The organism is Pseudoxanthomonas sp. F11 (genome assembly GCF_037046485.1).
Lineage (GTDB): Bacteria > Pseudomonadota > Gammaproteobacteria > Xanthomonadales > Xanthomonadaceae > Pseudoxanthomonas_A.
The window spans coordinates 94,410-108,509 of record NZ_JBANLZ010000006.1 but is presented as its reverse complement, the minus strand read 5'-3'; the positions used below and the strand labels follow the sequence as shown (position 1 = coordinate 108,509).

9 protein-coding genes are annotated in these 14,100 nt (G+C 67.9%); 3 read left to right on the top strand and 6 right to left on the bottom strand.

Annotated elements, in window-relative coordinates; all coding sequences use genetic code 11:
• The first annotated feature begins 83 nt into the window (after positions 1–83).
• From V8246_RS16505 to V8246_RS16495, 3 genes are read left to right on the top strand one after another with little or no spacing between them, the layout of a single operon-like run.
• The gene (locus tag V8246_RS16505; protein ID WP_336190207.1) at positions 84–1,226 is read left to right on the top strand and encodes an efflux RND transporter periplasmic adaptor subunit; all 1,143 of its coding nucleotides are present in this window, start codon (positions 84–86) and stop codon (positions 1,224–1,226) included.
• A complete protein-coding gene (locus tag V8246_RS16500; RefSeq protein WP_336190206.1) occupies positions 1,223–4,738 on the top strand; it encodes an efflux RND transporter permease subunit in 3,516 nt (1,171 codons plus the stop codon). Before V8246_RS16505 ends, V8246_RS16500 begins: the two co-directional genes overlap by 4 nt.
• Positions 4,735–7,845, top strand: coding sequence for an efflux RND transporter permease subunit (locus V8246_RS16495; protein ID WP_336190205.1), 3,111 nt, complete (start codon positions 4,735–4,737; stop codon positions 7,843–7,845). The genes V8246_RS16500 and V8246_RS16495 overlap by 4 nt, the downstream gene beginning before the upstream one ends.
• Before the next feature lie 61 nt (positions 7,846–7,906).
• On the opposite strand, the gene V8246_RS16490 is transcribed toward V8246_RS16495, so the two are convergent.
• The 6 genes from V8246_RS16490 to V8246_RS16465 all read right to left on the bottom strand — a co-directional run bounded on the left by V8246_RS16490 (position 7,907) and on the right by V8246_RS16465 (position 14,092).
• Positions 7,907–9,142 carry a TraB/GumN family protein gene (locus V8246_RS16490; protein WP_253459616.1) on the bottom strand — a complete coding sequence of 412 codons (1,236 nt, stop codon included), beginning with the start codon at positions 9,140–9,142 and terminating at the stop codon, positions 7,907–7,909.
• Positions 9,143–9,146: 4 nt separating this feature from the next.
• Positions 9,147–9,677, bottom strand: a complete 531-nt coding sequence (locus V8246_RS16485) for a GNAT family N-acetyltransferase (protein WP_253459619.1) — start codon at positions 9,675–9,677, stop codon at positions 9,147–9,149.
• Between the two features lie 9 nt (positions 9,678–9,686).
• Entirely contained in the window at positions 9,687–10,571 is an 885-nt protein-coding gene (locus tag V8246_RS16480) for a carbon-nitrogen hydrolase (protein ID WP_336190202.1), read from the bottom strand.
• A gap of 94 nt (positions 10,572–10,665) precedes the next feature.
• Positions 10,666–11,982 carry an MFS transporter gene (locus tag V8246_RS16475; RefSeq protein ID WP_336190201.1) on the bottom strand — a complete coding sequence of 439 codons (1,317 nt, stop codon included), beginning with the start codon at positions 11,980–11,982 and terminating at the stop codon, positions 10,666–10,668.
• 8 nt (positions 11,983–11,990) lie between these two features.
• Positions 11,991–12,938, bottom strand: coding sequence for an aldo/keto reductase (locus V8246_RS16470; protein WP_336190199.1), 948 nt, complete (start codon positions 12,936–12,938; stop codon positions 11,991–11,993).
• Between the two features lie 122 nt (positions 12,939–13,060).
• Complete coding sequence (locus tag V8246_RS16465) at positions 13,061–14,092, bottom strand: agmatine deiminase family protein (protein ID WP_336190198.1); 1,032 nt, start codon at positions 14,090–14,092, stop codon at positions 13,061–13,063.
• Between the last annotated feature and the right edge of the window lie 8 nt (positions 14,093–14,100).

Below are 14,100 nucleotides of genomic sequence, written 5' to 3'. Positions count from 1 at the left end.
CCATGACCTTCGGCGCATGGAAGTCATTCAGGGGTGATATACCTTCATACAACACCACCACAACACCACCACGGTACCGTCCCATGTCCCGACCCCGCCCCCCCTCCGGCCGTTCCTACCTGCAGCTGGCCCTGGTCCCCGTGTTGTGTGGCCTGTTGGTGCTGTCCGCCTGCAAGGGCGGCGGCCCGACGCCCGAGGCCCAGGCCAAGAACGGCGAGGCTGCGAAGGAACCCGACGCCGTGCCGGTCGAAGTGGCCAAGGTCGCCCGTCGCCCGGTCGCGGCCAGCTACAGCAACACGGCGCCGCTGGAAGCACTGGGAGAGTCGCAGGTGATCGCCAAGACCTCCGGCGTGGCGCTGGCCGTGCTGGTCGAGGAAGGCCAGGTGGTGCGCGCCGGCCAGGCCCTGGTCCGGCTGGACCCGGACCGTCTGCGCCTGCAGATGGCACAGGCCGAGGCGCAGATGCGCAAGCTGGAGAACAACTACCGCCGCGCGCAACAGCTGGTCGAACAGCAGATGATCAGCGCCAACGACGTGGACCAGATCAAGTACGACCTGGAGAACGCGCGTGCGGTCTACCGGGGCGCCGCGCTGGAGCTGTCCTACACGACGGTCACCGCGCCGATCTCCGGCGTGGTCGCGTCGCGTTCGATCAAGGTCGGCAATTTCGTGCAGATCAATACGCCGATCATCCGCATCGTCGACCAGTCGCGCCTGGAGGCGACGCTGGACGTGCCCGAGCGCGAACTGGCCACGCTGAAGGCCGGCCTGCCGGTCCTGATGACCGTGGATGCGCTGCCGGGCAAGACCTTCCAGGGCACGGTGGACCGCATCGCGCCGGTGGTGGATGCCGGCAGCGGCACGTTCCGCGTAGTGTGCTCCTTCGCCAGCGACGGCGTGCTGCAGCCGGGCATGTTCAGCCGCATCCGGATCGATTACGACCAGCGTGCCGATGCCCTGGTGGTGCCGCGCGTGGCGCTGCTGGACGACGGCGACCCGGCGGTGTTCGTGGTGCGCGACGGCAAGGCGGTGCGCGTGCCGGTGAAGATCGGCTACGTGGACGGCGAATGGATCGAGGTGCGTGAGGGCCTGAAGGCCGGCGAACAGGTGGTGACGGCCGGCAAGGTGGCCCTGCGCGAGGGCAGCAGCGTGCAGGTGATCGGCGCCGAGCCGGCCAAGGTGGCCGCCAAGGCCGATGCCGCCAAGACCGCCGGAACCAAGCAATGAGCGCGCCCGACCACGCCCCCGGGGACCACGGACCCCACGCCGCCGGCGACGACACGCTGGGCGGCGGCCTGGTCGAGTTCTCCACGCGGCGCCGGGTCACCGTCGCCATGTTCTGGATCACGATGTTCCTGTTCGGCGTGATCGCGCTGGGCTCGCTGAAGGTCAATCTGTTGCCGGACCTGAGCTACCCCACGCTGACCGTGCGCACCGAGTACACCGGGGCCGCACCGTCGGAGATCGAAACCCTGATCAGCGAGCCGGTGGAAGAAGCCGTCGGCGTAGTGAAGAACCTGCGCAAGCTGAAGTCGGTCTCGCGCACCGGCCAGAGCGACGTGGTGCTGGAATTCGCCTGGGGCACCGACATGGACCAGGCCAGCCTGGAAGTGCGCGACAAGATGGAGGTGCTGTCGCTGCCGTTGGAGGCCAAGGCGCCGGTGCTGCTGCGCTTCAACCCGTCCACCGAGCCGATCCTGCGTCTGGTGCTGTCCAACAAGCAGGAGCCGAAGAACGACGCCGACGCGATCCGCCTGCTGACCGAACTGCGCCGCTATGCCGACGACGACCTGAAGAAGAAGCTGGAGCCGGTCAACGGCGTGGCGGCAGTGAAGGTCGGCGGTGGTCTGGAGGACGAGATCCAGGTCGACATCGACCAGCAGAAGCTGGCGCAGTTGAACCTGCCCATCGACACCATCATCCAGCGCCTGCAGCAGGAGAACATCAACATCTCCGGCGGTCGCCTGGAGGAAGGCTCGCAGCGTTACCTGGTGCGCACGGTCAACCAGTTCGCCAGCGTCAACGAGATCCGCGAGATGCTGGTCACCACGCAGGGCGGCGGAGACAATGCCGCGGCATCGGCGGCGGCGCAGATGGCGGCGATCGCCGCCACCACCGGCTCGGCGGAGGCGATGGCCGCGGCTGCATCCGTGCAGAACGCGTCTTCCGGCGGCAGCGGGGTGGTCGCCGGCGGCATGCCGGTGCGCCTGAAAGACGTGGCCGAAGTGCGCCAGGGCTTCAAGGAGCGCGAGGCCATCATCCGCCTGGCCGGAAAAGAAGCCGTCGAACTGGCCATCTACAAGGAAGGCGATGCCAACACCGTGTCCACGGCCGAGGCGCTGAAGGCTCGGCTGGAACAGCTGAAGCAGCAAGTGCCGCCGGATGTCGAGGTGACCATCATCGACGACCAGTCGCTGTTCATCGAGCACGCGATCGCCGACGTGAAGAAGGATGCCGTGATCGGCGGCCTGCTGGCCATCCTGATCATCTTCCTGTTCCTGCGCGATGGCTGGAGCACCTTCGTCATCAGCCTGTCGCTGCCGGTCTCCATCGTCACCACGTTCTTCTTCATGGGCGAACTGGGACTGAGCCTGAACGTCATGTCGCTGGGCGGCCTGGCGCTGGCCACCGGCCTGGTGGTGGACGACTCCATCGTGGTGCTGGAAAGCATCGCCAAGGCGCGCGAGCGCGGCCTGGGCATCCTGGAAGCGGCCATGGTCGGCACGCGCGAAGTCAGCATGGCGGTGGTGGCGTCCACGTTGACGACCATCGCGGTGTTCCTGCCGCTGGTATTCGTGCAGGGCATCGCCGGCCAGCTGTTCCGCGACCAGGCGCTGACGGTCGCCATCGCCATCGGCATCTCGCTGATCGTGTCGATGACGCTCATTCCGATGCTGAGCTCGCTGAAGGGCCGTCCGCCGCTGGCGTTCCCCGAGGAAGCCCCGCATCCGCAATGGAAGCCCGCCTCGCGCTGGCAGAAGCCGATCGCGGCCAGCGGCCGTGGCATCGGCGCGACGTTCCGCTACGCATTCTTCGGGATCGCCTGGCTGGTTGTGCGCGTCTGGCGCGGCGTCGTGGCGGTGGTGGGGCCGGTGATGCGCAAGGCGTCCGATCTGACGATGGCGCCGTACCACCGCGCCGAGTCCGGCTACATGCGCCTGCTGCCGGCGTCGCTGCAGCGCCCCTGGCTGGTGCTGGGCTTCGCCGCCGCCGCGTTCGTCGCTTCGCTGGCGATGGTGCCGCTGTTGGGCGCGGACCTGATCCCGCAGCTGGCGCAGGACCGCTTCGAGATGACGGTGAAGCTGCCGCCCGGCACGCCGCTGGCCAAGACCGACGCCCTGGTGCGCGAACTTCAGAACCAGCACGCCAAGGCCGAAGGCATTCATGCCCTCTACGGCGTGAGCGGCAGCGGCACGCGCCTGGACGCCAATCCCACCGAGAGCGGTGAGAACATCGGCAAGCTGACGGTGGTGATGGCCAACGGCGGCAGCGAGGCCCTGGAGGCTCGTGAAACGGAAGCGCTGCGTGCCAGCATGAAGCAGCATCCGGGCGCGCAGGTCGATTTCAGCCGTCCGGAACTCTTCAGCTTCTCCACCCCGTTGGAGGTCGAGCTGCGCGGGCAGGACCTGGCCAGTATCGAAAAGGCGGGCCAGAAGCTGGCGGCGCTGCTGCGCACCAACCCGCACTATGCCGACGTCAAATCGACCGTGGAGCAGGGCTTTCCCGAGATCCAGATCCGCTTCGACCAGGAGCGCGCCGGTGCGCTGGGTCTGACCACCCGCCAGATCGCCGACGTGGTGGTGAAGAAGGTGCGCGGCGAAGTGGCCACGCGCTACAGCTTCCGCGACCGCAAGATCGACGTGCTGGTGCGCGCGCAGGAAGGCGACCGCGCCTCGGTGGAGAGCATCCGCCAGTTGATCGTCAACCCGGGTAGCGCCCGCCCGGTCACGCTGGCGGCGGTCGCCGACGTGGTGGCCACCACCGGCCCCAGCGAAATCCACCGTGCCGACCAGGTGCGGGTGGCCATCGTGTCGGCCAACCTGCGCGACATCGATCTGGGCAGCGCGGTGCAGGAAGTGCAGCAGATGGTCGCCGAGAATCCGCTCGGCGCCGGCGTCGGCATGCATATCGGCGGGCAGGGCGAAGAACTGGCCGAGTCGGTCAGCTCGCTGCTGTTCGCCTTCGGCCTGGCGGTGTTCCTGGTGTACCTGGTGATGGCCTCGCAGTTCGAATCCCTGCTGCATCCGTTCGTGATCCTGTTCACCATCCCCTTGGCACTGGTGGGCGCGGTGGCGGCGCTGTTCCTGACCCGTTCGCCGGTGTCGGTGGTGGTCTTCATCGGCCTGATCCTGCTGGTGGGCCTGGTCACCAAGAACGCCATCATCCTGATCGACAAGGTCAACCAGCTGCGCGAGGCCGGCGTGGCCAAGCGCGAGGCGCTGGTGGAGGGCGCGCGTTCGCGCCTGCGGCCGATCATCATGACCACGCTGTGCACGCTGTTCGGCTTCCTGCCGCTGGCCACCGCGCCGCTGTTCGGGAGTCCGGGCGCCGAGGTGCGTTCGCCCATGGCCATCACCGTGATCGGCGGTCTGCTGGTGTCCACGTTGCTCACCCTGCTGGTGATCCCGGTGGTGTACGACCTGCTGGACCGCCGCGCCGACGACTACTACCTGGAACGCGGTCGCCGTGCCCGCAAGGCGGCGGCGATGCCGGCTGAAGGGGAGGGCGAACCCGCATGAGCGTCGCGGAGTTCAGCATCAAGCGGCCGGTGACGGCGGTGATGTTCTTCATCTCGCTGTTCGTGATCGGCCTGATCGCGGCGATCCGCCTGCCGCTGGAGGCCTTTCCCGAGGTCTCGCCGCCCTTCATCTTCGTGTCGTTGCCGTACACCGGCTCCACGCCCGAGGAGGTCGAACGCACGGTGCTGCGCCCGGCCGAGGAGGCGCTCTCGACGATGGCGGGCATCAAGCGGATGGAGTCCAACGCCAAGGCGGAGGGCGCGCAGATCTTCATCCAGTTCTCCAACTGGGACCGCGATGTCGCCATCGCGGCCTCGGAGGCGCGCGAGCGGCTGGATGCCATCCGCGACGACCTGCCGGAAGACCTGCAGCGCTACTTCGTCTTCAAGTTCTCCACCACGGACCAGCCGGTCCTGCGGGTGCGTCTGGCCAGCAAGACCGACCTGACCGGCGCGTACGACATGATCGAGCGCGAGTTCAAGCGCCGCATCGAGCGCATCCCCGGCGTGGCGCGCGTGGACGTCTCGGGCGCGCCGCCGAACGAGGTGGAGATCGCGATCAACCAGGATCGGCTGACCGCGCACAACCTGAGCCTCAACGACCTGACCCAGCGCCTGCAGGCGGTGAACTTCTCCATCTCCGCCGGCGTGATCAGCGACGGGCCGCAGCGCCTGCGCGTGCAGCCGGTAGGCGAACTGACCGACCTGCAGGAGTTGCGCGACCTGGTGGTCGGCACCGGCAGCGTGCGCCTGGGCGACATCGCCGACGTGCGCCTGAAGCCCGCCCGCATGGATTACGGGCGGCGCCTGGATGGCCAGCCGGCCGTGGGCCTGGACATCTTCAAGGAGCGCAACGCCAACCTGGTGGAGGTGTCCAGCAAGGCGCTGGCGGAAGTGGAAGCGATCCGCGCGCAGCCGCAGCTCAGCGACGTGCAGGTCAAGGTGATCGAGAACCAGGGCGAGAACGTCACCTCCTCGCTGCTGGAGCTGGCCGAGGCCGGTCTGATCGGCCTGGTGCTGTCGATCGTCGTGCTGTGGTTTTTCCTGCGCCACTGGCCGTCGGTGTCGATGGTGACGCTGGCCATCCCGATCTGCTTCGTGATGACGCTGGGCTTCATGTACTTCGCCGGGGTGACGCTGAACATCCTGTCGATGATGGGACTGCTGCTGGCCATCGGCATGCTGGTGGACAACGCCGTGGTGGTGGTGGAAAGCATCTACCAGGAACGCGAGAAGTACCCGGACAACCCGGTGTGGGCGTCGATCGTCGGCACCCGCCATGTCGCCATCGCGCTGTCGGCCGGCACGCTGTGCCACTGCATCGTGTTCGTGCCCAACCTGTTCGGCGAGCGCAACTTCCTCAGCATCTACCTGGGCCAGATCGCGATCACCATCTCGGTGTCGCTGCTGGCCTCGTGGCTGGTCGCGGTGAGCCTGATTCCGATGATCTCGGCGCGGCTGAAGACGCCGCCGCTGGTGCGCACCGAAACCGGCATCATTCCGCGCATGCAGAAGCGTTACGCCGGCCTGCTGCGCTGGACGCTGGAGCATCGCGGCTGGAGCGTGCTGGGCATCCTGCTGATCGTGGTGGTCAGCTTCGTGCCCATCAAGTTCACCAAGTTCGACATGTTCGGCGGCGACAGCGGCGGCGAAGCCGAGCTGTACTACCAGTGGAAGGGCGCCTACACCAAGGAGCAGATGTCGGCCGAGATCCTGAAGGTCGAACAGTTCCTGGAGGCCAACCGCAAGAAATACCGGGTCACGCAAGTCTATTCCTACTTCAGCGAACAGGGCTGGGGCGGCACCCAGGTCAAGTTCGATACCGACAAGGCCAGCGAAACCAAGCCGATCATCGAGCAGTTGCGCGAGGACCTGCCCAAGTCGGCGCGCGCCAACATCGGCATCCGCGGCGAAGGCGGCGGCCAGGGTGGCGGCGGCCAGCCGGGGCAAGGCGTGTCCTTCCAGCTGGTCGGCGATTCCACCCAGACGCTGTCGGAGATCGCCAACGACCTGATCCCGATCCTGGCCAAGCGCAAGGAGCTGCGGGACGTGCGGGTGGACGTGGGCGACCAGAACAGCGAGCTCAACGTGCGCGTGGACCGTGAGCGTGCGGCGGCCTTCGGCTTCAGCGCCGAAGAGGTCGCGCGCTTCGTCAGCCTGGCGCTGCGCGGAGCGCCGCTGCGCGAGTTCCGCCGCGGCGAGACGGAAGTGCCTGTCTGGGTGCGTTTCGCGGGTGCGGAGGACTACGGCACGGACGACCTGTCGGGCTTCATGGTGCGCGCACCGGACGGCCGTACGGTGCCGTTGCTGGCGCTGGTGGACGTGGGCGTGCAGCCGTCGGCCACCCAGATCCAGCGCACCAACCGGCAGACCACGCTGTCCGTGCAGGCCAATCTTGCCGAGAAGGCCACGGTGCCGGAGGCGCGCAAGGCGCTGGAGGAGACGCTGAAGGGCATGTCGTTCCCGGCCGGTTACAGCTACTCCTTCGACGGCGGCGCGTTCCAGGAAGAGGACGAAGCCAGTGCGCAGATGATGTTCAACCTGCTGATCGCGCTGGTGATGATCTACATCGTGATGGCGGCGGTGTTCGAGTCGCTCCTGTTCCCGGCGGCGATCATGAGCGGCGTGCTGTTCTCGGTGTTCGGCGTGTTCTGGCTGTTCGCGCTGACGGGCACGACGTTCGGGATCATGTCCTTCATCGGCATCCTGGTGCTGATGGGCGTGGTGGTGAACAACGGCATCGTGATGGTGGAGCACATCAACAACCTGCGACGGCGCGGCCTGTCGCGTACCGATGCGCTGGTGGAGGGCAGTCGCGAGCGCCTGCGGCCCATCCTGATGACGATGGGCACGGCGATCCTGGCGATGATCCCCATCGCGATGGCCAATACGCAGATGGCGGGCGACGGCCCGGCCTACGCACCGATGGCGCGGGCCATCGCCGGTGGCCTGGCGTTCTCCACGGTGGTCAGCCTGCTGTTCCTGCCGACCATCTACGCCATCCTGGACGATCTGCGCAGCGGCACGGCACGGGCGATCGCGCGGGCCCGCATGCGACGGGGTGATGCCCCGTCGAAGGCCAGCGTCACGGCGCTGCACGTCGACTGAGGGAGCTGACGAAAAAAGCCGGGCAATGCCCGGCTCTTTTTCTGTTCTCCCGGAGCTTGGCTCAGCCGACCAGCTTGCCCAGCATCCTCAAGCCGCCCGTCCACACCCCGATGGCGGTGCCCAGGCTGGTGAGGAAGAAATTGAGCAGGATCCGCGCCACCCGGTTCTTCCACCAGCCTTTCACCGTCTGCACGTCGTCGCGCAGGGCCATGAAGTCCGCGTAGGTGGGCTTGCGCAGCGTCGCCTCGACGAAGGCGCTGACCGTGCCCGAAGCGAGTGCGGGATGCAGCGGCGTGAGCGGCGAGGCAATGAAGGCCGCGAGGATGCTGAGCGGATGCCCGCCCGCGATCGCGCAGCCGATGGCGCCCAGTACGCCGGTCGCCAGCACCCATTGGATCAGCAGATCCGAGCCGACATCCACGCCGCCCTGCCAGAAACCCCAGGCGAAGCCGCCGACCAGGAACACGCCGATCACCAGCTCCATCCACGGCACGCGCGACTTGGGCTTCACGATCTCCAGCGAACGCCGCAGTTCGGCCGGATCCCCGGCATCGTCACGGAGGTGGCGGACCAGGCCGGGAAGATGGCCAGCGCCGACCACCGCCAGGACGCGGTAGGGAGATGCGGCGCCGGCCGGCACGCCGGCCGCGACCTGGCGCAGCGCCGAGGCCATGTACTGGTCGCGCTCGGCGATGATGGCCTGGTACAGCTGCGGGCTTTCGGCGGCGAACTCGCCGAAGCTGGATTCCAGCATGTCGCCCTGTTTGAGCTTTTCGATCTCGTCGTCGCCGACCTCTTCATCGCCGAACATGCTGGCCAGGATGCCGGCACCGACCTTCGTGCGCTGCCACCAGCCCAGCGACTGAAGCGCACGCTTGAAGGTCAGTCCGACCTCGCGGTCGATCAGGTGCACCGGCAACCCGCGTGCCTGCGCGTCCAGCGCACCGGCCTTCAGTTCCTCGCCGGGCTCGACGCCCAGCTGTTCGGCCAGCCGCCGCTGATAGGCGGCCAGCGCCAGATTGGCAGCGAACAGGTGCGTCTTGCCTTCGCGGATCACCTTCACCAGGTCGAGCCGCGTGAGGGTGTCGGGATCGGTCAGCGACTGCAGGCGGCCCGGGTCCAGCTCCACCGCCACGCTGTCGTAGTCGCCACTGGCCACGGCCGCTCGCACGGCATCGACGCTGGCGCGCGAGACGTGGGCGGTGCCGAGCAGGGTGTAGCGCACGCCATCCCGCTCGACGATCTCATGGGGTTGTCCGTGCAACGGATCGGCGGGAAGGGGATTGGATTCGGTCATCGTGTCATTCGTCTTGCGGGGGCGCGCTGGTACCGGCGCCGAGGGTGCGCTGCATCTGCACAGTGTCCAGCCAGCGGTCGTGCTTCCAGGCGATGCCGCGGAAGATGCCGACCAGGGTGAAGCCGAACTTCTCGTGCAGGCGGATGGAGGCGGTATTGGTGGGCTCGCCGATCACGGCGATCATCTGCCGATAGCCGCGCGCTTCGCAGGCGTCGATCAGTGCCTGCATCAGCGCCGCGCCGATGCCCTGGCCCTGTCGACCGGGGACCACGTAGACCGAGTTCTCCACGGTCTTGCGGTAGCCCGCGCGGGCGCGATAGCTGCTGGCATAGGCGTAGCCGACGAACTCTCCGTCCAGCTCGGCCACCAGGTACGGATAGCCGGCGTCGAGCACGCCCTGCATGCGACGCGCCATTTCGGCGTCATCCGGCACGTCGTACTCGTACGTGTTGACATGGTCGCGGACTTCATCCGCGTAGAGGGCGGCGATGGCCGGCACGTCGGCCGGCGTGGCATCGCGGACGATCAGGGGCACGCGCGGGCCTCAGTCGATGTAGCGCTTGAGCAGGTCGCCGTACGCGTCGATGCGGCGGTCGCGCAGGAACGGCCAGATGCGGCGGACGTGCTCGCTGCGCTGCAGGTCGACGTCGGCCATCAGGAGGGTCTCTTCGCCGCCGGCCTCGGCGATGAATTCGCCCTGTGGACCCAGCACGTGGCTGTTGCCCCAGAACTGGATGCCCGATGCGCCGAGCGGCGAAGGCTCGTGGCCGACGCGGTTGCAGCTCAACACCGGCAGGCCGTTGGCGACGGCGTGGCCGCGGTGGCTCAACACCCAGGCATCGCGCTGGCGGTTCTTTTCGGCCTGCTCGTCGTCCGGATCCCAGCCGATCGCGGTGGGATACAGCAGCAGATCCGCACCGGCCAGCGCCATCAGGCGCGCGGCTTCGGGATACCACTGGTCCCAGCACACCAGCACGCCGAGACGGCCGACCGACGTATCGATGGGGGTGAACCCCATGTCGCCCGGCGTGAAATAGAACTTCTCGTAGAAGCCCGGATCGTCCGGGATATGCATCTTGCGGTACTTGCCCGCGATGCGGCCGTCCTTTTCGTAGACCACCGCGGTGTTGTGGTACAGCCCCGCGGCGCGGCGCTCGAACAGCGACGACACCAGCACCACGCCGTGCTGCTTGGCCAGCGCGCCCAGGCGCTCGGTGCTGGGACCGGGGATCGGCTCGGCCAGGTCGAATTCCCGCACCGATTCGTGCTGGCAGAAGTAGGCACCGTTGTGCAGTTCCTGCAACAGCACCAGGCGGGCCCCACGCTTGGCGGCCTCGGCCACGCGGGCTTCGATCACCGACAGGTTGGCGTCGGCGTCGCCGTGGTTCTTTTCCTGGATCAGGGCAACGGGCAGCGTGGTGCGGTTCATCGTGGGCGCAATCGGGCAGCGGCGGCGAGGGGGCGAATGGTACCGCGTCCACCTCGCGCGCAGGCGCACGCGGCGTGAACACGCCGCGCCACGCTCAGGAGGTCGTGGTCTCCTCGCGACGGCGCTGTTGCCGGCCCAGTGCCACACCGGTCGCCGCCCACGCCAGCGCCACGCCGGTGCCGATCAGCATGGCCACGGCAGGGTGTTCGGCCAGCACGTCCAGCGCGCGCTTGACCCAGCCGCTGAGCGCATCGCCGCCGCGGTATACCACCGTGTCGATGAAGTTCTTCGCCTTGTACTTCTGTCCCGGCGCGACCACCGTGTAGAGCATCTCGCGGCCGGGACGGACGAAGGCGTACTCGCCGGCCCGCCGCGCGACCATCACCACCACGAACACGCCGAAGACCGGCGCCAGCGCTAGCCACAGGAAACCCGCCGCCATCACCAGCGGCACCGCGACCAGCAACACGCCCACGCCCAGCCGCTGGGCGATGCGGCCGGTGATGAACAGCTGGCTGAGGATGGCCAGCGCCTGCACCACCGTGTCGATGGTGCCGAACACGCGGGTCTGCTGCGCCTTGTCCGGGAAAAGCTGCTCCACCAGCCTGGCCTGCTCGAAGTAGAGGAAGGTCGTGACCGTCGCCAGAAGCAGCACGAACAGCGCGATGCCGGCCAGGTAGGGCGACTTGAACACCTCGGTGGCGCCCGCGAACGGATTGCCGCCCAGCGGAGCGCGCCGCTGCTCGGCCGCGCTGGCGCCATCTGGCAAGGGATGCCGGTCGCGCCACTGGTGGAGCCACACGGCGGTGGCGCCGCTGGCACCCATCAGCAACGAGGACAGCAGCATCAGGCCACCGTGGCCAAGATGGCCGACCAGCAGCGTGGTCAGCAGCGGTCCCGCCAGCCCGCCGAGGCTGGCGCCGCTGGCGATCAGTGCGAACAGGCGCTTGGCCTCGCTACTGGCCAGGACGTCGGCCAATACGCTCCACGCCAGGGAGATCAGCAGCAGGTTGATCACCGACACCCAAATGTAGAAGCCGCGCGCCAGCCACACGTCGTCCGGCTTCGCCAGCAGGGCCAGGCCGAACGCCAGCAGGCTGGCGACGACCGCACCGAAGACCCACGGGAGGATCCGCCGACGCGATACCTTCGACGCGATCCAGCCGAACAGCGGCAGCACGATCAGCGTGGCGAGGAAGGTGCCTGTGAACAGCCACTGCAGGTTATCCACGCCGCCGGCCACGCCCATCGTTTCGCGGATCGGCCTCAGCATGAAATAGCCGGCGAACAGCAGGAAGAACATCAGCAAGCCCGCGCCCACCGCAGGGGCCTCGTGGGGCGCGACGTTGAACAGTCGGGACAGCAGGCGTGTCGGCGCACCGCGTGGGGCAGGTCGTAAGGTATCCGGCATGGAAGGGCTCAGGCGAGGGTGGCGATCAGCGCATCGCGCTGGGCGGGCGTCAGGTCCGGGCCGGTGCCGGCCTTCAGATTGTCGGTCTGCCGGTCCGGCTTCCCCGTTGCCGGGATCACCGCAGTCACCGCCGGATGGCTCAGTGCGAACTTCAGGAAGGCCTGCGCCCATGAGGTCACGCCGGTTTCGGTGAGTGCCGGCGGCAGGGGCTTGTCCTTGACCTGCGCGAACAGCCTGCCGTCCTCGAAGGCCCGGTTGATCAGCACCGCCACACCCAGGTCCCGGGCCAGCGGGAGTACGCGCTTCTCGGCCCCACGGCTGGCCACCGAGTAGTTGATCTGCAGGAAGTCCGGCTTTTCCGCTTGCACGACATCGGCGAGTTGTTCCTGCGCCCGTTCGACGTAGTGCGTCACGCCGACATACTTCACTTTGCCCTGCGCCTTCAGTTCGCGCGCGACGGCCATCTGGGTTTTCAGGTCGCCCAGGTTGTGGACCTGCAGCAATGCCACCTTGTCGGTCCCGAGCCGGCGCAGGGTGTCGGAAAACTGCGCCAGGCCCGCTTCGCGGCCGGTTACGCCGGAGAGCTTGGTGGCCAGCCACGCCTTACCCGTCAGTCCCTGCTCGGCGAGCAGGGCGCCCATGACGTCCTCGGCCACGCTGTAGGTAGGCGCGGTATCGATCACGGTGGCGCCGGCAGCGAAGAAGCGCTTCAGCACCTCACGCAGCGGATCCCGTTCGGCGGCGCTCTGGCCTACTTCGAAGCTGCCCGAGGTGCCCATGCCGATCACGGGGATCTTTTCGCCGGTCGAGGGAATGGCGCGCGTGTTCAACGGGCCGATGGCGCCTGGTGCGCCGGCGGAGGACGGCTGGGCCTGGGCCGCATCGCGGCAGGCCGCCAGGCCGATGCCGGCGGCAGCGATGGCGGAGGTGGCGAGGAACCTGCGTCGTGTGTACACGGCCGTCTCCTTTGGGGAAACGGTCGTTATCGGGGATCAGCCCCCGCAGGGTGTAAACGAAACGTTCAATCCGTGCCCAACTGATGTCACGGTGCCGCGCGCCGGGGCGCGCAGGGATGTACTCAGCCCAGCAGGCCGGCCGGCAGCTGCATGGTGATGCAGTGCAGGCTGCCGTTCTGCCAGATCAGGGCGCGGCAGGGCACCTGCACGATCTCGCGGTCGGGGTAGGCCTGCGCCAGCACGGCGGCGGCGGCGGCGTCTGCGGGGTCGCCATAGGCCGGCATCAGCACGGCGCCGTTGATGATCAGGTAGTTCGCGTACGAGGCGGCCAGACGGCGCCCGTCGTCGATCACCGGCCGTGCCCAGGGAAGCGGGAATGCGCGGTACGGGCGCCCGTCGGCCGTGCGCAGCGCGGCGATGTCGGCGGCCATGGCCTGCAGTTCGGCGTAGTGCGCATCCGAAGCGTCGTCGCATGCCTGGTAGACGATGGCATCGCCGGGGGCGAAGCGGGCGAGGGTGTCGATATGGGCGTCGGTGTCGTCGCCTTCCAGATAGCCATGGTCCAGCCACAGCACCCGCTGCTGCTTCAGCCAGCCGGCCAGTTTCCCGGTCAGGTCCTCGCGACTGGCGTCCGGATGCCGTTCGTGCAGGCATTGCCAGGTGGTCAGGAGGGTGCCCGCGCCGTCGGTTTCGATGGCGCCGCCTTCCAGAGCAAAATCAATGCTTTGGACAAAATAGTTGTGAAACAACTGCATGCCGGACAGCTCGCCGACCAGGCGGTCGTCGCGGCTGGCCTCGTACTTGCCGCCCCAGCCGGTGAAGCGGAAGTCCAGCAGCTTGAAGCGCTGCCCATCGCGCAGCGTGATGGGGCCGGAGTCGCGCAGCCAGGTGTCGTCGTACTCCGCCGGGACGAAGCGCACCTGGTCCATGTCCACCCGTGCGGATCGCAGTCGGGCCTCGGCGTAGGTCTGCAGGTCGTCGTCGGCCACGCAAATCACGACCGGCTGGAAGCGGGTGATGGCGGCGACCAGGGCAACGTAGGTCTCTTCCACGTCCGCCAGGCGCTCGGCCCAGTCGGTATCGGCGTGCGGCCACGCGATCAGGACCGCGGATTGGGGTTCCCACTCCGCGGGGAAACGAAAGGCATCGGTCATGGCATCAA

Bases quoted from the DNA above. Each gene is read 5' to 3' on its own strand.
- V8246_RS16505 (WP_336190207.1), top strand. From the start codon at position 84: ATGTCCCGACCCCGCCCCCCCTCCGGCCGTTCCTACCTGCAGCTGGCC.
- V8246_RS16500 (WP_336190206.1), top strand. From the start codon at position 1,223: ATGAGCGCGCCCGACCACGCCCCCGGGGACCACGGACCCCACGCCGCC.
- V8246_RS16495 (WP_336190205.1), top strand. From the start codon at position 4,735: ATGAGCGTCGCGGAGTTCAGCATCAAGCGGCCGGTGACGGCGGTGATG.
- V8246_RS16490 (WP_253459616.1), bottom strand. From the start codon at position 9,142: ATGACCGAATCCAATCCCCTTCCCGCCGATCCGTTGCACGGACAACCC.
- V8246_RS16480 (WP_336190202.1), bottom strand. From the start codon at position 10,571: ATGAACCGCACCACGCTGCCCGTTGCCCTGATCCAGGAAAAGAACCAC.
- V8246_RS16475 (WP_336190201.1), bottom strand. From the start codon at position 11,982: ATGCCGGATACCTTACGACCTGCCCCACGCGGTGCGCCGACACGCCTG.
- V8246_RS16465 (WP_336190198.1), bottom strand. From the start codon at position 14,092: ATGACCGATGCCTTTCGTTTCCCCGCGGAGTGGGAACCCCAATCCGCG.